This is a genomic window from Pseudoalteromonas sp. PA2MD11 (genome assembly GCF_017808125.1).
Lineage (GTDB): Bacteria > Pseudomonadota > Gammaproteobacteria > Enterobacterales > Alteromonadaceae > Pseudoalteromonas > Pseudoalteromonas simplex.
Genome location: NZ_JADKNF010000005.1, coordinates 142626 through 160185, shown reverse-complemented (window position 1 = coordinate 160185; position 17560 = coordinate 142626). Strand labels below are relative to the sequence as shown.

General features: G+C 41.2%; 20 protein-coding genes. 13 read left to right on the top strand and 7 right to left on the bottom strand.

Going from position 1 to position 17560, the window contains the following annotated elements:
* Positions 1 to 2 precede the first annotated feature (2 nt).
* From ISP07_RS08320 to ISP07_RS08305, 4 genes are read right to left on the bottom strand one after another with little or no spacing between them, the layout of a single operon-like run.
* Positions 3 to 563, bottom strand: coding sequence for a YqiA/YcfP family alpha/beta fold hydrolase (locus ISP07_RS08320; protein WP_054552649.1), 561 nt, complete (start codon positions 561 to 563; stop codon positions 3 to 5).
* On the bottom strand, positions 548 to 1330 hold the full coding sequence (locus tag ISP07_RS08315; RefSeq protein WP_209327346.1) for a metallophosphoesterase: 783 nt from the start codon (positions 1328 to 1330) through the stop codon (positions 548 to 550). The genes ISP07_RS08320 and ISP07_RS08315 overlap by 16 nt, the downstream gene beginning before the upstream one ends.
* Positions 1317 to 1775, bottom strand: a complete 459-nt coding sequence (locus tag ISP07_RS08310) for a DUF1249 domain-containing protein (protein ID WP_209327345.1) — start codon at positions 1773 to 1775, stop codon at positions 1317 to 1319. Before ISP07_RS08310 ends, ISP07_RS08315 begins: the two co-directional genes overlap by 14 nt.
* 9 nt (positions 1776 to 1784) lie before the next feature.
* Complete coding sequence (locus tag ISP07_RS08305; protein ID WP_209327344.1) at positions 1785 to 2417, bottom strand: NUDIX domain-containing protein; 633 nt, start codon at positions 2415 to 2417, stop codon at positions 1785 to 1787.
* Between the two features lie 150 nt (positions 2418 to 2567).
* Between ISP07_RS08305 and tolC the strand changes: the two genes are divergently transcribed.
* The 3 genes from tolC to ISP07_RS08290 all read left to right on the top strand — a co-directional run bounded on the left by tolC (position 2568) and on the right by ISP07_RS08290 (position 5574).
* Positions 2568 to 3908, top strand: coding sequence for an outer membrane channel protein TolC (gene tolC / locus ISP07_RS08300; RefSeq protein ID WP_209327343.1), 1341 nt, complete (start codon positions 2568 to 2570; stop codon positions 3906 to 3908).
* 104 nt (positions 3909 to 4012) lie between these two features.
* On the top strand, positions 4013 to 4939 hold the full coding sequence (gene lpxL, locus ISP07_RS08295) for an LpxL/LpxP family Kdo(2)-lipid IV(A) lauroyl/palmitoleoyl acyltransferase (RefSeq protein WP_209327342.1): 927 nt from the start codon (positions 4013 to 4015) through the stop codon (positions 4937 to 4939).
* A 59-nt stretch (positions 4940 to 4998) separates the two neighbouring features.
* The gene (locus ISP07_RS08290) at positions 4999 to 5574 is read left to right on the top strand and encodes a TcpQ domain-containing protein (RefSeq protein ID WP_209327341.1); all 576 of its coding nucleotides are present in this window, start codon (positions 4999 to 5001) and stop codon (positions 5572 to 5574) included.
* On the opposite strand, the gene glnE is transcribed toward ISP07_RS08290, so the two are convergent.
* Positions 5571 to 8357 carry a bifunctional [glutamate--ammonia ligase]-adenylyl-L-tyrosine phosphorylase/[glutamate--ammonia-ligase] adenylyltransferase gene (glnE, locus tag ISP07_RS08285; protein WP_209327340.1) on the bottom strand — a complete coding sequence of 929 codons (2787 nt, stop codon included), beginning with the start codon at positions 8355 to 8357 and terminating at the stop codon, positions 5571 to 5573. The genes ISP07_RS08290 and glnE overlap by 4 nt on opposite strands.
* Positions 8358 to 8429: 72 nt before the next feature.
* Between glnE and ISP07_RS08280 the strand changes: the two genes are divergently transcribed.
* From ISP07_RS08280 to ruvX, 6 genes are all read left to right on the top strand, one after another.
* On the top strand, positions 8430 to 9323 hold the full coding sequence (locus tag ISP07_RS08280; RefSeq protein WP_054552657.1) for a hypothetical protein: 894 nt from the start codon (positions 8430 to 8432) through the stop codon (positions 9321 to 9323).
* A gap of 28 nt (positions 9324 to 9351) precedes the next feature.
* Entirely contained in the window at positions 9352 to 9819 is a 468-nt protein-coding gene (locus tag ISP07_RS08275) for a hypothetical protein (RefSeq protein WP_054552658.1), read from the top strand.
* A gap of 62 nt (positions 9820 to 9881) precedes the next feature.
* On the top strand, positions 9882 to 10616 hold the full coding sequence (rsmE, locus tag ISP07_RS08270; RefSeq protein WP_209327339.1) for a 16S rRNA (uracil(1498)-N(3))-methyltransferase: 735 nt from the start codon (positions 9882 to 9884) through the stop codon (positions 10614 to 10616).
* 68 nt (positions 10617 to 10684) lie between these two features.
* A complete protein-coding gene (gene gshB / locus ISP07_RS08265; RefSeq protein ID WP_209327338.1) occupies positions 10685 to 11638 on the top strand; it encodes a glutathione synthase in 954 nt (317 codons plus the stop codon).
* Positions 11639 to 11662: 24 nt separating this feature from the next.
* On the top strand, positions 11663 to 12220 hold the full coding sequence (locus ISP07_RS08260; protein WP_054552661.1) for a YqgE/AlgH family protein: 558 nt from the start codon (positions 11663 to 11665) through the stop codon (positions 12218 to 12220).
* A gap of 20 nt (positions 12221 to 12240) precedes the next feature.
* Positions 12241 to 12690: a Holliday junction resolvase RuvX gene (gene ruvX, locus ISP07_RS08255; RefSeq protein WP_054552662.1), complete on the top strand. Its 450-nt coding sequence runs from the start codon at positions 12241 to 12243 to the stop codon at positions 12688 to 12690.
* A gap of 67 nt (positions 12691 to 12757) precedes the next feature.
* Here ruvX and ISP07_RS08250 read toward each other — a convergent pair whose 3' ends face one another.
* Both ISP07_RS08250 and ISP07_RS08245 read right to left on the bottom strand, forming a co-directional pair.
* Entirely contained in the window at positions 12758 to 13891 is a 1134-nt protein-coding gene (locus ISP07_RS08250; RefSeq protein ID WP_209327337.1) for a PilT/PilU family type 4a pilus ATPase, read from the bottom strand.
* Positions 13892 to 13905: 14 nt separating this feature from the next.
* Positions 13906 to 14946 (bottom strand): type IV pilus twitching motility protein PilT, encoded by a 1041-nt coding sequence (locus ISP07_RS08245; RefSeq protein WP_054552664.1) that lies wholly within the window; start codon positions 14944 to 14946, stop codon positions 13906 to 13908.
* A gap of 2 nt (positions 14947 to 14948) precedes the next feature.
* Between ISP07_RS08245 and ISP07_RS08240 the strand changes: the two genes are divergently transcribed.
* The 4 genes from ISP07_RS08240 to ISP07_RS08225 are packed head-to-tail and all read left to right on the top strand — an operon-like array spanning position 14949 to position 17557.
* Positions 14949 to 15662 (top strand): YggS family pyridoxal phosphate-dependent enzyme, encoded by a 714-nt coding sequence (locus ISP07_RS08240; RefSeq protein ID WP_209327336.1) that lies wholly within the window; start codon positions 14949 to 14951, stop codon positions 15660 to 15662.
* Between the two features lie 17 nt (positions 15663 to 15679).
* Entirely contained in the window at positions 15680 to 16501 is an 822-nt protein-coding gene (proC, locus tag ISP07_RS08235) for a pyrroline-5-carboxylate reductase (protein ID WP_209327335.1), read from the top strand.
* 23 nt (positions 16502 to 16524) lie between these two features.
* Complete coding sequence (locus ISP07_RS08230; protein WP_054552667.1) at positions 16525 to 17058, top strand: YggT family protein; 534 nt, start codon at positions 16525 to 16527, stop codon at positions 17056 to 17058.
* Positions 17059 to 17116: 58 nt separating this feature from the next.
* The gene (locus ISP07_RS08225) at positions 17117 to 17557 is read left to right on the top strand and encodes a DUF4426 domain-containing protein (protein WP_054552668.1); all 441 of its coding nucleotides are present in this window, start codon (positions 17117 to 17119) and stop codon (positions 17555 to 17557) included.
* Positions 17558 to 17560: the final 3 nt, after the last annotated feature.

The window sequence follows — 17560 nt, the reverse complement described above, 5'->3', positions numbered from 1 at the left end:
TTTTACGTGATTTTAAGAAAATCTACAATACTTGCAAAGGTTTGTTCGAAGCCGATAAAACTATGATCGCCTCCAAATTCAACGTGTTGCTTACACTGAGAATAATATTTAACCGCCTGCTGAAACGGCAGTACTTCATCGCCCGTTTGCTGTAGCAAATAAATCAATGAAGGGGTGTCTAATTGCGGCAAATATAAACTGCGCAATGCATCCATGTGACGAGTACCAAGTTCATAATGACTATCTTGATACGGGTTATAATTTTCCCCTAAATAGTTACCGAGTAACTCAAATGGGCGAACCGCAGGGTTAATAACTACCGCGGGTATTGAATAACGCTGCGACAAATAGGTCGCATAAAAACCACCTAATGAACTACCTAATAATACAGTATCATCATTTAGCAGTTGTTCTAATTGTAAAATTGCATGTAATGGCTCATGAGTTAATCGCGGCACCTGATAATCGACATCAAATTGCGCCATGTGCTCACCAAAACGAACAGCTTTGTAAGATTGCTCAGAGCTATTAAAGCCATGAATATAAATTACTCGTTTAGCCATACTACATCCGTGGTTAGCAGTAAGCTTTGTTGCTCATCAATTATTAAGTCGATGAGTCGAAATGCGGGGCCCAAATCTTCTTGCTGCCACGCCATCGTGTGTTTGCTAAACTGTATTGAACTGGCAGGTGTCGCATACACACTTAGATTACGGTAGGTTTGCGTGTACTCATGATGCACATGACCATGGAACACGCCCACACACTGCTCAGTATTAACGCAGGTATTTAAAAACTGCGGGCCATTTTCTAGCATATGTTTATCTAGGTAGGCTTGAATAGGCAACGGGTTATGATGACAAAACACCACACTTTGAACCTGCCCTACCACTTGGCTCAACTCATCTAAATGCGTTTGTGTTACCCAGCCGGCCGGCGTAGGGCCTTTTGAGTTAGCTAACAGCAACTGCCCACCTAAAAAGGTAATGCGTTTATTGTTTAAAATTTGCGGGCTTATAAGCTTTTCATATTCAGCAAGTTCATCATGATTACCCGGCAGCCAAAACACCGGACAACTCAGCGCTGAGTCTGCTATTAATTTAGCAAAAAGCTGATAAGAATCGTTGCTGTGATCTTGTGTTAAATCTCCACCAAATACCACACAATCCACATCTAATTCAGCAATCGCTTCTAAACAGCGCGAAAAATACGCTGCCGTATTCACGCTAAAGTATTCACCAAGGATGTCTTTTGATAAGTGGCAATCAGTGATGTGGGCAACTTTCAGTGCTGTTTTATCAAAATGGAAGGCGTCACTAAACCAAGCCATTATTTACATCCCAATTTAAAACTGCTCGGCCGTTTTCAACACAAGCCACCAGCCAGTCATACAAAAAGGCGTTAAGCTGATATTTTTCATCTTTTTGGTGCATATTCGGATTAGGGTAAGCATAGGAAGGCTTGATGCGCTGATGAAAATCATGATGCACGATTTCGGCTACTTTCGCATCATGATACATGCGCACAGTTAAATACAAAGGTTTAACCGAAAGCAAATGACCGGCTTCTTGTCTGATAGAAATATCTGTGGTGTATTTTGCTGTATCGTCAACTTTAACCGCAAAAGTGCTGTGCCCTAATTGCACTTTACGCTCCTGACCTACACGTCGCTCATTAGGTAATAGTTTCAGCGCACGTACGTAATTATGCTCACACAAAGTTAAGTACTTAGGTAAGCTTTGAATATAACGTTGCTGGGCACTGACGTACGACAAAATAATCCCCTATGAGTTTTTCCAATCAGACAGTATACGTTGCTTATTCAGTGCTAACCACTGTAATGAGATAACTGTCGCTGCATTATCTATTTCACCCTGCTCTAGGCGCAACATAGCTTCATCGTATGACATTACATGGGTTTTGATATCTTCATCTTCATTATCAAGGCCAAAAATACCGCCTTGATACCCTGCTAAGTCAGTGCGTGCTAAATATAGATACAAACGCTCCGTGGTACCACCTGGGCTTGAAAGGTACGACATCATAAATTCCAGCTCATCGAGTTCAATTCCCGCTTCTTCGAAAGCTTCGCGCTTCGCTACATCTTCGTAATCAGTACTGCCATCGGCCATGCCTGCAATACACTCAAGTAACCAAGGTGACTGCTTTGATGCGAGTGCCCCGATTCTAATTTGTTCAATTAATAAAACTTGATCAGTCGCTGGATCATAAGGAAGTACAGCAACAGCATGGCCGCGCTCTAAAATTTCACGTTTAACTTCTACTGATTTACCACCCGCAAACAAGGCATGATGAAAGCGATAGATATTAATTTTAAAGAAACCATTATAAACACGCTCAATTGGCTTTAACTCTATGTCATCATGGTTAAATTGTGAGACTGCTGATATTTTCATCCTTTATTTCCTTTACACTGCAAGCAAAAATTACGACCAATTATATTCTGTTACACTTGGACATGCAGATTTACGTAATTTTTTTTTGGTTATTCATTAAAAAAGAGTACCATGGTGATAGTACAAAATTGTCTAAGGACTGAACGAACAATGAAAAAAACTCTACTCGCTGCGCTGATCGGGTTTTCAAGCGCACTGACTGCAACAGCTAGTTATGCTGAAGACTTACTACAAGTTTACGAGATTGCTACAGCAAACGATCCTACCGTACTTAAAGCAAAAGCCCAAGCAGATGCGCAAGCTTATGAAAGTGATCGCGCGTTAAGTGCACTATTACCACAAATTGGCTTAAGCCTTGATTATGAAACAACCAAGTCTGATCTTTATGAGGGTAATGATACTACAGGTTATGCTGGTTATGATTACGATCCTGATGTTTTCAGCCGTGGTATTAGCCTAAACCAAACACTATTTGATTTAGGCGCTTGGAACTCGCTAGGTATTGCTGATAAACAAGCATTACAAGCAGACGCTCAGTATGATTTTGCACGCCAAGATCTAATCGTTCGTGTAGCTGAGGGTTACTTCAACGTACTAAGTGCAATCGATAACCTTGAGTTTGTTCAAGCAGAAAAGCGTGCCATCGAGCGCCAATTGCAACAAACTAAAGAGCGTTATGCGGTAGGTTTAACAGCAATCACTGACGTACACGAAGCACAAGCTCAATATGATAACTCTGTTGCACAAGAAATTGTTGCTAAGAACAGTGTTGAAACAGCGCGTGAGCAACTTCGCGAAATTACTGGTAAATACCACGCAAAACTAGACATGTTGAATACAGATACATTTTCAACTGTTGCGCCAAATAAACAATCGTCTGAGTACATCAAAATTGCTGAAGACAACAACTTAAATCTGCAAGTTTCTAAAGTAACGGTTGATATTGCAAAAGATCAAATTGATTTAGCAAAAGCGGGTCACTATCCGAAGCTAACATTAAGTGCTTCTTACGGTGACAGCCTAACCGATCTAAATAGCAACTCACATCAACCTCGTGAAGATAGCGCTAAAATTGGCGTTAACTTTAGCCTACCGATTTACTCAGGTGGTGCTACAACTGCAGCAACAGATCAAGCTCGCGCTTTTTATGTTGCCGCAAGTGAAGATTTAGAAGCAAGTTTACGTGCAGTAACTCGCTCGGTTATTACATCATATAACCAAGTAGTGTCTGACATTGCCACGTATAAAGCCTTACAACAAGCTGTTGTTTCTGCAGAAAGTGCACTTAAAGCAACTGAAGCAGGCTTTGAAGTTGGTACACGTACTATCGTTGACGTATTGATCAGCACGCAAAACTTATATAACGCAAAAAGTAACTTAGCAAATGTTCGTTACCGCTATGTTGTTTCAACACTTCGCTTGAAACAAGCTGCTGGTACACTAACTAGTGAAGACCTTATTGCTATTAACCAAGGTTTAAAAGAAATCTAAATATTTCTTCGAAACTTATACCAACAAAGCCAGCCTAGCGCTGGCTTTTTGTATTTTTAAACACTTACAGTTAAACTAGCTTTTTTATTTTTAGAGATTTTTTTGTGGTTAGTTCATCACCGTTTAAAGCGTCTTTTTTGGGCCCTCGCTACTGGTTAACTTGGGTTGGCATTTTCTTTTTATATCTTATCTCTTGGTTGCCACATAAATTGCAACTAGCGCTTGGAAAACTGCTCGGCCGCCTAGTACATCGTTTTATGAAACGTCGCCGCCATATTGCTGAGGTGAATATTCGTTTGTGCTTTCCTGAAATGCCAGAGCATGAACAACGCGAACTAGTTCGTAAAAATATGGAAAATACCGGTATTGCGATGATAGAAACCGGCATGGCTTGGTGGTGGCCCGAGTGGCGAGTTAAAAAAGTGTATGGCTCGATAAAAGGGTTAGAATATTTTCAGCAAATTCAGCAATCAGGCAAAGGCGTTTTACTTCTTGTTCCACACATTTTACATCTTGAAATGGCAAGTCGGGTAATGGGCTTAAAGCACCAAGGTATTGGTTTTTATCGCCCACATAATAATCCTCTAATGGAGTATTTTACTACCAATGGTCGCTTACGCTCTAATGAATATTTAATCGGTAAAAAAGATGTTAAAGGCTTACTGCAAGCCCTCAAAAACAAGAAGGTTTGTTACTATCTGCCAGATCAAGACTATGGCCGTAATCGTTGCGAGTTTGCACCGTTTTATGCGGTAAAAGATACAGCAACAACTACAGGTGCACTGCTGTTTGCCAATAGTAAGAACTGCGAAACCGTAAGTTTAACGAGTCGTCGTGATGAGAATGGATGCTATCATCTAGAAGTGCTTCCTATTTTAGAAAATTTCCCTAGTGGCGATAACCTTGCTGATGTAACACGCGTTAACCAGCGTATGGAACAAGCAATAAACGTTGCTCCTGAGCAGTACATGTGGCTACATCGCCGCTTTAAAACTCGTCCAGATAAGAATGCACCTTCTTATTACAAGTAGAGTGACATTTTGCTGTATGTATGGTTTTATTAAGCTAATTAACAACAAGAGTATTAGAAATGTGGTTTTGGGTTAAGCATTTATCATTAGCTGTCATTTTGATTGCTGCTGCTATTTATTTTTTATTTGGCAGCGGTCCCGTATTAGATATCAAAAATACCCAAAATGCAGCAGCCCAAGGTCTATCACGCTTTTATTCCGCCCTTCGAAATCAGGTCAATTACAAAGATAACGAGCGAGATAAATATGTTCTTAAATTACCGACACCTGAAACTAGTCTAGATGTCGCACTATTTGAGCGTGAAAAAGTCGTTGAGCCTTCATCGCCAAACTGGACCGGAGATATACAACCTCGTCGCTTTGAAAATGGCACGACTTTAAAAGATGTATTATCTGATTATGCTAAAAATGAAGATATTGTGTTGTACTGGTATCTTAGTAAAGACTACGTAGTAAAAGATCACTTTCGAGTTGATAGCAACTTCGTTTCTGCATTGTATCAAGTAGGTCGAGCAATCAACGATGATTTCGAAAATGAGGTTTACACTTATTTTTGTTTTAAGCAAAGAGCGGCTGTGATCACTGAGCTGCCCTCTGCTTATGTACGTGAAAATTGCCGCCGTTTAAAAAGCTAAAACACCTGCAGCCACGCCTGACTAACTAAGTCGATATGCTGAGTTAACTCAGCACGTGGCGCACAACGCCCCTGCTGATTCAAACTCATTACATGATAACGTGAACGATAGGCTATATACGCAGCCACTAACTCTTGCTGCATTTGCTCACTAATACAGCCTAAACGCGCCGCATCGGCTAGTATACGCACATTATCAGACCAGCTCGTTAGCTCTGGATGTTGCTTAGCATTATTTAGCACCAGATACTGAGTAATAAATTCAATATCTGTAATACCGCCCCTATCTTGCTTCAAATCAAACAGCTCATCGTTACCCTTAGCAAGGTGAGCGCGCATTTTTTCACGCATCTCAACAACATCCGTTTTTAATTTTTCGTTATCACGGGTTTGGCATAACACATCTATACGAATTCGCGCGAAACGATCTTTTAATGATGCTTGACCGTAAATCATGCGTGAGCGAACGAGAGCTTGATGTTCCCAAGTCCATGCTTGAGTTTGCTGATAGTGGTAGTAACTTTCTAAATTAATAGCCAGTAAGCCTGACGCCCCTTCAGGACGTAAACGAGTATCAAGCTCGTACAAAATACCAGACGCCGTGCGAGTATTGAATAAATGCATTAAGCGCTGTGCAAGTTTTAAATAAAACTGACGCGAATCAATCGACTTATCACCATCGGTATAACTGCTGCCATCGTGGTTATGCACAAACACAAGGTCTAAGTCAGAATCGTAGCCAACTTCAAAGCCACCCGTTTTACCGTAGGCGATAACCGCAAAGCCTTTTTCTTGCTCTGACGTATTAACGGGCTGACCAAAGCGTTCAACACACGCATACCATGCAATATTGACCGCTTGCTCTACAATTGCTTCAGCAAGCGCTGTAAGGTGGTCGCTTACCTTCATCACGCTGAGTACACCTGTTGCATCAGCCGCTGCAATGCGTAGCTGATGCGTTTGCTTAAACTGACGAAGAGCTTCCATTTGCAGCTCTAGATCACCATGCTCAATGCGCAAGAAGTATTGTCTAATTTCATCTTTGTAAGCAGATAAAGGTGTCGGTTTATAAAGCACCTGAGGATCGATCAGCTCATCAAGTAAAATTGGGTAACGAGAGATATGTTCGCCAATCCATTTACTATGACAACATAGTGCAACCAGTTGATTTAAGGCTCCAGGGTTTTCATACAACAGCTCTAGATAAGCGGTTCGTGAAATGATCTTATTCAATACTTGGCAGATCATCATAAAGGCGTCACTGCTCGCTTTTGCTATCGTTAATTGTTTAAGTAAAAGCGGCATTAATTTATCTAAAATGTCGCGACCTCGACTACCAACCTTCGCCTTAGTTAAACGCGCCTTAAAATCTTCCAATGCTGCTTGCCAATCAAGGTTCGGCTCACACATCAGGCTAACATCCGTCATTTCCCATGCGCTGATGTACTCATTTTCACACGGGTCGCTGGTTTCATTTTCAAAACCAATCACCTGTTCGAATTCACCATGGACTTGAGACATGATCTGCTCGATACTAGACAAACACTGATTAAAATCGTCTTTATTGAGTAAGTAACATAAACGTTGTTGGTTTAATTCGTCATCAGGTAGGGTTTGCGTTTGCTTATCAGCAAATATCTGTAAGTACTGCTCAATTTGACGTAAGTCTAAATAGTTTTGTGTAAGTAAATCAGCCTCTTTGTTGGACATAACCTGATTGTTAACCAGTTCTTTTAAAGCAACTAATAATGACTGAGTTTGCAGGTTAGCTTCGCGACCACCTCGCACCATTTGCAGCGCTTGTACCACAAATTCCACTTCTCGAATGCCCCCTGCGCCTAATTTAATATTGTTTGTAAGGCGTTTTCGGCGTACTTCTTGAGCTATCATTTGCTTCATTTTACGCAGCGATTCAATCACCGAGAAATCAATATAGCGGCGATAAACAAATGGCCGTAGCAATTCATAAAACTCATTCCAATAACGGCTTTCTGTGCCGATTAATCGCCCTTTTAGCATGGCGTAGCGTTCCCATTCACGTCCTTGCTCTTGATAATAATCTTCCATAGCATGAAAGCTCATCACCAAAGGCCCACTTTCACCAAATGGGCGCAGGCGCATATCAACCCGAAAGACTTGGCCATTTACCGTAGTTTGATTAAGCGCCATAATCAGCTTTTGCGCCACTTTGGTATAAAACACCTGCGCTTCAATAGAGCGACGCCCACCTTGCGTTGCAACATCACGAGGGTAAGAAAAAATTAAATCAATGTCAGAGGAGTAATTAAGCTCTCCTCCGCCTAGTTTACCCATGCCTAAAACTAACATGTGCATTGCATTACCGTCATCATCAAGCGGCATACCACTAACTTTAGCTACCTGCGCAAACGCCCACTGATTGGCACTATCGATAAGCTGATTTGCAAGCGCAGAGATATAAGCGATGCTATCAGCGATTGGGTTTGCACAGCACAAGTCAAGAAAAGCCACTTTCAACCAGTACTTTTCTCGATACAAACGCAGTTTTGCCATTGCAGCATTGTCGTCAAGCTCATTGATTTCTGTACTACTTAACGGAGCTTCAACTGCACGATTAGCAAGCTCCTTATCATCAAGTAACCAGTCTTTTAAGTTTGGCTGAGATTGTAAACAGTTCCACGCAAAGTCGCTTAAAGACAACAAGTTAATAATTTTCTGTTGTTCAGTTTGCCCCTCATACAAGCTCGCGAAGCGGGTTTGGCCTAACTGATGAAGTGACTCTGGAAGCGCGTGTAAATTACTCATTAAATACTCTCTTTTAACTTGCCAATAACCGTACTAGAATGATAATCAAAGAATTATTTAGCAGGGACCTGCATGTCATATTTATCACTATCTAACACTAGTTTAGTCGCGATTGCTATTAGTTTCGCTGTAATCTGCGCCACTATAGTACTGCTACGTATTCTAACGCAAATCAAAGCAAAACAAGCGCTTAAAGAAGAGCTTGCGCAACATGATAACTTTGCCATGGGAATAAGCTTTGCCAGCGAAATCATGGTCGTTATAGCAACTATCGCTTATATATTTGATGAGATTAGCTTAAGTGCAGCCCAATCTAATCCGCTAAAAGTACTTTTACTCATTGTGCTGTTGTTTGCTTTTATAAAAATAGGCCATTTAATTCATCGTAAATGGATTTTGCATCGCTTTAATGAAGAAGCCGCTATTCTAAAGCAAAATGTCTGCGCCGCCTTGGTCGATTCAGGCATGCTAATCGCAAACTGTATTATTGCTCTTGGTCTTTATAACTGGTGCCATACCCAAGGCTATAGCAGCTTATTGATCGCCACAGTGAGCTTTTTTGTGCTGCAAGGTATGTTTGCCCTTGATAGTAAAATCCGTGAGTATCGTTTTGCAAAAGCTAACCAAGGTGCGTCGCTACAAAGTAATTTTAATCTAGAAAATACTTCCATCGGTATTCGCTACGCGGGTAAGTCTATTGGCCTTGCTCTTGCCGGTTATGCTGGTCTTGCCAGTGCATCATTTATTAGTGGTAAAATGGTAGAAAACTTATTCACTTTGGTATCTCATTGCGGTGCTATGTGGGTGTTACTTTATATTTTGAGCTACATTATTAAGTATATTTCTTTACCGAATATAGATACTTCTCTTGAAGTTGATCATCAAGATAATATTGGTATTGCGTGTATTGAGTTTGCCGTTTTTGGCGCAATAGGCTATTTACTTATTAGTATGTTTTCAATTTGATACGGAAGTTTTAGTACCGTGAGACTCTATGCCCTTTAAAGTTAATGATTATTTACTAGTTGATATAGACAATGAGTTTAGCCGAGCCTTTACTGAGCATTATTTTGCGAGCGTTGAAGGCTCAACGCTTGTTGTGGCAGGCGCAAATAGCCGCCACATGGTCAAACTTATGTTTGATGAATTAATAAAAGATTACTGTTATTGCGACTTCAGTAATGAAATAAGTGTCTCTGAACTGGCCAGCTACCTGCATGAACACCACAACATTAAAGGTGTTTTAATTAATTTAACCGATTACCAATTAGCTGATGATGCACAAAAATTTATATACAATTCCCTACATAAAATACGTTATTTAGTAAAACAAGAAGAACAAGGTTTTAGCTTTGCGCCTTGCCCCGACAGCGCCCATATTAATCACCTTTCCTGTCAAACAACTATCGCTGAAACGACGACAGATCTTTTACCATTAGCTGAAGAGTTAAATAGAAAATAAATAATTGCACCTAAGCCGCTGTATACTTACCATATTGCTAAATTTATTGATAAGTGACAGCCATGCGAGTTCCACATATTTACCAACCTTCAGCGATTTCTTTAAACACCCCAGTAGCACTAGATGATGATGCCGCAGGTCATGTTGGCCGCGTATTGCGCATGCAAGTCGGTGATAAGGTCTCGATTTTTAATGGTGAAGGAGGTGAATACCTCAGTGAAATAATAGAAGTGAGCAAAAAAAACGTGGTCGTTAAGCCACTGGAATTTGTTGATCATGATGTTGAGTCGCCTTTAAAGATTCACTTAGGCCAAGGTATTTCTCGTGGTGATAAAATGGATTTCACTATTCAAAAATCAGTCGAGCTTGGTATTACAGAAATCACCCCTATTTTTAGTCAACGTTGTGGCGTAAAACTAAGTGGCGATCGCCTTGCAAAAAAACATCAACAATGGCAAAAAATTGCAATTGCCGCGGCTGAACAATCTGGCCGCAACGTTGTGCCTGTTGTACACCCGCCTATCGATATAAAAGAGTGGCTAGAACAAGCAAGTGATGCGATTAAACTTACTTTGCACCCGCGTGCTGAGCACAGTATTAAAACGATTCAAATCCCCAGTGAAGGGGTACGCTTTTTAGTCGGTCCTGAAGGTGGATTTACCGATGAAGAAATTAACATTACTAAACAGCAAGACTTTGTTGATATCCGCTTAGGGCCACGTGTTCTGCGAACAGAAACAGCCGCTCTGACGGTATTGAGCGCATTACAATTGCAGTTTGGCGATTTAGCGAATTGAAAACAGTAAAAATACCCATATATCAAAGTAACAAAACACAGTATGGCATACGATTCTAAGGCAAAAATATGGCAATTAAGCTAGGCATAATCTCTGATCCAATTAGTGGCTTTAATATTAAAAAAGACACTGGCTTTGCAATGATGATGGAAGCACAAAAGCGCGGTTACGAAATTTACTACATGGAAATGGATGACCTTTCTCTACGTCAAGGTCAAGGCTATGCAACAGCTGCCAAAGCCCGTGTATTTGATGATGTTAATCACTGGTATGAATTAGAAGAAAAAGCCACCATTGCTTTAGCTGATTTAGACGTTATTTTAATGCGTAAAGATCCGCCTTTTGATACTGAGTACATCTACGCTACCTATATTTTAGAGCGTGCTGAGCAAGCTGGTACGCTGGTTATCAATAAGCCGCAAAGCTTACGCGATGCCAATGAAAAGCTATTCACGGCTTGGTTTAGCGAACATACGCCAGATACTTTAGTAACACGTAGCCAAGCAGACATTCGTGCATTTTTAGCTGAGCATAAAGATATTATTTTAAAACCCCTTGATGGTATGGGTGGTGCTTCTATCTTTAGAGTTAAAGAAGATGATGCCAATATTGGTGTGATCTGCGAAACATTAACCGAGCATGGTAGTCGTTTTGCAATGGCACAAAATTATATCCCTGAAATCAAGCAAGGCGATAAACGCGTTCTTGTGGTTGATGGTGAAGTAATGCCGTACTGCCTAGCGCGTATCCCGCAAAATGGCGAAACGCGCGGTAACTTGGCAGCAGGTGGTAGAGGTGAAGCACGTCCAATTAACGATTCAGACCGTAAAATTGCAGAGGCTGTTGCACCTACACTGAAAGAAAAAGGCCTTATTTTTGTTGGTCTAGATATCATTGGCGATCGTTTAACTGAAATCAATGTCACTGCGCCAACGTGTGTAAAAGAGATTGAAGCTGCTTATGATATTTCAATCACTGGTCACTTATTTGATGCCATTGAAAGAAAACTGAGCCATACTTAATTTAAACAACAAAAGGGGCGACCTATGCAGTCATTAGAGAACCATTTCTTAATCGCAATGCCAAGCATGCAAGACCCTTTTTTTAAGCGTGCTGTTACGTATATTTGTGAGCACAACCAAGATGGTGCGATGGGCTTAGTAATTAACCAGCCTATCAATATCACCGTGGGCGAGCTTCTCGATAAAATCGAAATTGATAACGATAAAAGTAAGCAAGCAGCAGGCTTAGCTGTATATGCTGGCGGGCCTGTAAAAACCGATCGCGGTTTTGTTTTGCATTCACCAAAGCCTGGTTATGCAGCGAGTCAAAAGCTCAGCAGTGATATTATGATCACCACTTCAAAGGATGTGTTAGCAAGCCTAACAACGAGTGAAGCACCAGAACAATTTATTATCACATTGGGTTATGCTGGTTGGGATCAAGGACAGTTAGAACAAGAACTGCTGGAGAATTCATGGTTAATTATCAAAGCAGACCCTGAGATCATCTTTAATACACCCGTTGAAAAACGTTGGGAAAAAGCGGTTTCGATGCTGGGTTTTGATGTCGGTCAATTAAGCTCTGAAGCAGGCCATGCTTAGCATTTATAATTTTTAAGACTATGACAAAACGAACGTTTAAGGCACTCGGTGAACGCACCGTAATGGGTTTTGACTTTGGCACCAAAAGTATTGGTATTGCCATTGGTCAAGAACTCACAGGAACAGCATCAAGTTTACAAGCTGTAAAAGCGAAAGATGGTATTCCAGACTGGCAACTAATTAAAAAACAAGTGGACGAGTGGCAACCAGATTTAATGGTGGTTGGTTTACCGCTTAATATGGATGGCACCAATCAAGAAGTTACCTTTAAAGCTAAGAAGTTCGCTAACCGCTTACACAACCACTTTGCTATACCGGTTGAAACGCAAGACGAACGGCTAACCACCGCAGACGCAAAAGCGCGTTTATTCGAACAAGGTGGCTACCGAAACCTCGGCAAAGGTAATGTTGATAACATGTCTGCTGTGATTATTTTAGAAAGCTTTTTTGAGCAATTTTATGGTGAGTAGGCACCTTCAACGCATTTAAAGAGTGCCAGCACAGACAGTGCTGGCATGTAATTCCCTTTTGTTTTAACTAAGATTTACCTTTTTCGTCAAGGCCATCAATAGTCACACCCTGTAAGAAACCAGCCCCTTTTTGTTCATTGTTTTGTAGCTTAATCATTAAACGCAAGTCATTTGGCGAGTCAGCATGGTGCAGCGCATCAGCATAGTTAATGCGGCGCTGTTTATAAAGCTCAAATAATGCTTGGTCAAAGGTCTGCATGCCCATTTCTTTCGATTTAGCCATAGTCTCTTTAATAGAACCGATATCGCCTTTTTTAATAAGCTCTGCCACCATAGGTGAGTTAAGCAAAATTTCGATAGCAGCGACACGCCCTTCCCCATCGGCAGTTGGCACCAACTGCTGAGCAACAATGGCGCGAAGGTTTAGTGCAAGGTCGTACTTTAACTTATCGTGCTTTTCTTTAGGCACCAAATGCATGATACGGTCAATGGCTTGGTTGGCATTGTTCGCATGCAGTGTTGCGACACATAAGTGACCAGTTTCGGCAAAGCTGAGTGCATATTCCATAGTTTCTTGTGAGCGGATCTCACCAATTAAGATCACATCGGGTGCTTGACGTAACGAGCTTTTCAACGCTGATTCAAAGCTTTCTGTATCAAGACCAACTTCACGTTGAGTGATAATGCTTTTACGGTGCTCATGCACAAATTCGATAGGATCTTCAATAGTAAGAATATGACCACGTTGATTGCGGTTACGATAACCTAGAAGCGCAGCAAGCGAGGTTGACTTACCCGTACCAGTACCACCTACAAATAGCACTAATCCACGTTTTGCCATAATCACGTCGGTTAACGTTGATGGCAAACCAAGTTCATTCACATCAGGAATTTGTGTCACGATACGGCGAATAACCATTCCAGCCCTGTCTCGTTGCCAAAAAGCAGAAACACGGAAACGACCTTCATCAGTAGCAATCGCAAAGTTACACTCTTTGCTGTCATGGAACTCTTTGCGCTGTTTGTCGTTCATTGATGACTCGACCAAAGCGAGTGAATCCTCATCAGAAAGTTTTTCATCGCTTAAAGGTATTAATTCACCGTTTACTTTTGCACTGACTGGCAGTTGGCTAGAAACAAACAAGTCAGAGCCTTTTTTGTCGATCATGACTTGCAAAAAATGATTTAAAGGTAAAGACATTTTATATAGCTCCGTTAGCCACCAAACTGGGTTTTATCTTGCGCTTTAGCTCGCGCATCAACATTAGTAATAATGCCGTAGTTAACCAAATTACCTAAACATTGGTCCATGGTCTGCATGCCATGCGATGCACCAGTTTGAATTGATGAGTACATTTGCGCAATTTTATCTTCACGGATCAGATTTCGTATTGCAGGAATACCGATCATGATTTCATGGGCTGCTACTCGGCCGCCGCCTACCTTTTTAAGTAAAGTTTGCGAGATTACGGCACGCAATGATTCTGACAACATTGAACGCACCATGTCTTTTTCTTCACCTGGGAACACGTCAATAATACGGTCTATGGTTTTTGGTGCAGAGGTAGTATGCAAGGTTCCAAACACTAAGTGCCCCGTTTCTGCCGCAGTCATTGCTAAGCGGATTGTTTCAAGGTCACGAAGCTCACCCACTAAGATTACATCCGGATCTTCACGTAGTGCACTTCTAAGTGCATTAGAGAAGCTATGCGTATCACGGTGAACTTCACGTTGGTTAATAAGGCTTAGCTTATTTTCATGTACGAATTCGATAGGATCTTCGATAGTTAAAATATGATGATGTTTTGTTTGGTTAATGTAATCGACCATCGCCGCCAAAGTCGTTGATTTACCCGAACCAGTAGGGCCGGTGACTAGCACCAAACCACGAGGGTTATCGGCAATGGTTTTAAAAATATCTGGGGCACCTAAATCATCCAGCGTTAAAACATCACTTGGGATAGTACGAAACACCGCCGCAGGACCACGGTTTGAATTAAATGCGTTAACACGAAAACGCGCAAGGTTTGGCACTTCGAAAGAAAAATCCACTTCGAGATTTTGTTCATAGTCCTTACGCTGATTATCGTTCATAATATCGTATACCAGACTATTTACATCTTTTTGTTCTAATGCTGGAATATTAATACGACGCACATCACCATCAACACGTATCATAGGTGATACGCCTGATGACAAGTGTAAATCCGAGGCTTTGTGTTGCACACTAAAGGCCAATAATTCGGTAATATCCATTTATGACTCCACAACCAACTGATAATTATATGGTTACAATAGCAGAACGACTTACATCCGCCTACGCAAGAATTGCTCAAGCTGCAAAAAATAATCACCGCGATGAGCAATCAATCAACCTATTGGCTGTTTCAAAAACAAAACCTGCCGACGATATTATTGCTGCCTATAAGCATGGTCAACGCCAGTTTGGCGAATCATACGTTCAAGAAGCGGTAACAAAAGTCACAGCATTGGCTGATTATAAAGACATTATTTGGCACTTTATCGGCCCTATTCAATCAAATAAAAGTGCCCAAGTAGCCACGCATTTTGATTGGGTACAAAGTGTTGACCGCACTAAAATTGCAAAACGTCTTAATGAGCAACGACCAGCCAACAAAGCCCCACTCAATGTATTAATTCAAGTTAATATTAGTTTAGAAGAGGCTAAGTCAGGCTGCCACCCAGACGAGCTAATGGCATTGGCCGAATTTATCAGTCAATGCCCTAATTTATGCCTGCGCGGTGTGATGGCGATTCCTGCCAAAACCGACGATGCCCAGCTACAATTACAATATTTTGAGCAATTAAGCGCTTGCTTTGATAAACTAAAGGCCCAATATCCCCAAGTAGACACCTTGTCGATGGGTATGAGTAACGATGTTGAAGCGGCGATTGCAGCGGGTTCAACCATGGTACGCATTGGCACGTATATATTTGGCCAACGAAATTAAAAGGTGATAACAGACATATGTCAGACAAAAAAATCGCATTTATAGGCACGGGTAACATGAGCTACGCCATCATTGGCGGCATGGTAAAGAACGGTTTTGCAGCAAAAAACATCATTGCAACCAATCGCAACCAAGAAAAATTAGCTAAGGTTGCTGCTGATTTCGGGGTGCAAACTACCGCGGATAACAACGCGGCACTTCGCGATGCTGATGTGATTGTCTTATCTGTTAAACCACAAATGATGGGCGATCTTTGCCAATCATTCCAAGATTCAGGCGTTGATTTTAGCGACAAGCTATTTATTTCAGTAGCAGCAGGTCTTACCGTAAACCGTTTACGTGAAATGCTAGGTCAAGATGTGAAAATGGTGCGTTGTATGCCAAATACACCATCATTACTAGGCCGTGGTGTTTCTGGCCTTTATGGCGCGGATGAAACCGCTGAAGAGCACGAGTTTGTACAACAAGTTTTTGAGTGTACAGGCATTGTTGTGTGGGTTGAGCAAGAGTCACAAATCAACGACATCATTGCTGTTACAGGCTCATCACCTGCTTACTTCTTCTTATTTATGGAAGCTATCGAAGAAAAAGCGAAAGCACTTGGCTTTAGTGATGAAGATGCGCGCCGTTTAGTACAACAAACCGCACTAGGTGCAGCCGAAATGGCACTGTCACAACCAGACATCAGTATTTCTCAGCTACGTGCGAACGTGACCTCTAAAGGGGGTACGACTCACGAAGCTGTTGAGCATCTTAAATCACAAGGTTTAGTCGGTACTGTTGCAGATGCAATGGATGCCTGTATCGCTCGCGCTGAAGCGATGGAAAAAGAACTTTAAGCTTACTTTTTGAAGGTAAAACTATGCAAGCCATGCACTTTTTAGTTGGGATTATTTTTGATCTCTTTTTAATGGTGGTCCTTTTACGCTTTTGGTTACAAGCGGCAAAAGCTGACTTTTACAATCCTATGAGCCAGTTTGTGGTGAAAGCCACTTCGTTCGCAGTGAACCCACTTCGTAAAATCATCCCAGGAGTGGGTGGCTTTGATATTGCCTCGTTAGTGCTTGCTTATTTAGTTGCTGTAGCCAAACTCAGTGTTATTTTTCTGATGTTTTATAACGCTTGGGCGCCAGGTCCGGTATTTATTCAAGCGTTAATTACAGTAATTAAAGAAGGTTTAAACTTACTATTTTGGGTATTAATTATTCGTGCTTTACTGAGCTGGGTAAGCCAAGGCTACAACCCAATTGAGGCTGTATTCCACCAGCTAACTGAGCCAATGTTGCGCCCTATTCGTAAGATTATCCCACCACTAGGTGGTCTAGACCTATCAATCTTAGTGTTGATTATTGGTCTACAGTTTTTACAGTTTTTAGTAATGGATTTAATTGGCTAAGCGTTTAACGTGAAGCAGTAAGGGGCCGAAAGGCCTCTTTTGTTAAGTGAGATATACCATGAAGCAATTTATTTATTTTTCTTTGATTGTATTGAGTTTATTTACAACCTTTGCCAAAGCTGATGAACAAGCAGGCGCCCAGTACAAGGTTCTTGGCCCTTGGGAAGTTCATTACATTGCATTTCCATCGACTTTTATTCAGCCAAACATTGCTAAAAACTATGATTTAGAGCGTAGCCCTAGCAAAGGGATTATTAATATTTCGGTATTAAAAAACAGCGATAAAACAGCGCAGACTGCAACTTTAACTGGCACTGCACGTAACCTACTTGGTAATAAAAAACAGCTTACATTTAAAGAAGTTGTTGAAGGCGATGCGATTTATTACCTCGCGCAAATCGATTACAGCAACGAAGAAATTTACCGTTTTGATATCGAAATTAATCAAAACGGCAAACTACAAACGCTGAAATTTCAGCAAAAATTTTACGTAGATTAATAG

Bases quoted from the DNA above. Each gene is read 5' to 3' on its own strand.
- ISP07_RS08315 (WP_209327346.1), bottom strand. From the start codon at position 1,330: ATGGCTTGGTTTAGTGACGCCTTCCATTTTGATAAAACAGCACTGAAA.
- ISP07_RS08275 (WP_054552658.1), top strand. From the start codon at position 9,352: ATGCCCTTTAAAGTTAATGATTATTTACTAGTTGATATAGACAATGAG.
- ISP07_RS08225 (WP_054552668.1), top strand. From the start codon at position 17,117: ATGAAGCAATTTATTTATTTTTCTTTGATTGTATTGAGTTTATTTACA.
- ruvX (WP_054552662.1), top strand. From the start codon at position 12,241: ATGACAAAACGAACGTTTAAGGCACTCGGTGAACGCACCGTAATGGGT.
- ISP07_RS08280 (WP_054552657.1), top strand. From the start codon at position 8,430: ATGTCATATTTATCACTATCTAACACTAGTTTAGTCGCGATTGCTATT.
- ISP07_RS08230 (WP_054552667.1), top strand. From the start codon at position 16,525: ATGCAAGCCATGCACTTTTTAGTTGGGATTATTTTTGATCTCTTTTTA.
- ISP07_RS08260 (WP_054552661.1), top strand. From the start codon at position 11,663: ATGCAGTCATTAGAGAACCATTTCTTAATCGCAATGCCAAGCATGCAA.
- rsmE (WP_209327339.1), top strand. From the start codon at position 9,882: ATGCGAGTTCCACATATTTACCAACCTTCAGCGATTTCTTTAAACACC.
- ISP07_RS08240 (WP_209327336.1), top strand. From the start codon at position 14,949: ATGACTCCACAACCAACTGATAATTATATGGTTACAATAGCAGAACGA.
- gshB (WP_209327338.1), top strand. From the start codon at position 10,685: ATGGCAATTAAGCTAGGCATAATCTCTGATCCAATTAGTGGCTTTAAT.
- ISP07_RS08290 (WP_209327341.1), top strand. From the start codon at position 4,999: ATGTGGTTTTGGGTTAAGCATTTATCATTAGCTGTCATTTTGATTGCT.
- tolC (WP_209327343.1), top strand. From the start codon at position 2,568: ATGAAAAAAACTCTACTCGCTGCGCTGATCGGGTTTTCAAGCGCACTG.
- ISP07_RS08305 (WP_209327344.1), bottom strand. From the start codon at position 2,417: ATGAAAATATCAGCAGTCTCACAATTTAACCATGATGACATAGAGTTA.
- ISP07_RS08320 (WP_054552649.1), bottom strand. From the start codon at position 563: ATGGCTAAACGAGTAATTTATATTCATGGCTTTAATAGCTCTGAGCAA.
- glnE (WP_209327340.1), bottom strand. From the start codon at position 8,357: ATGAGTAATTTACACGCGCTTCCAGAGTCACTTCATCAGTTAGGCCAA.
- ISP07_RS08245 (WP_054552664.1), bottom strand. From the start codon at position 14,946: ATGGATATTACCGAATTATTGGCCTTTAGTGTGCAACACAAAGCCTCG.
- ISP07_RS08250 (WP_209327337.1), bottom strand. From the start codon at position 13,891: ATGTCTTTACCTTTAAATCATTTTTTGCAAGTCATGATCGACAAAAAA.
- proC (WP_209327335.1), top strand. From the start codon at position 15,680: ATGTCAGACAAAAAAATCGCATTTATAGGCACGGGTAACATGAGCTAC.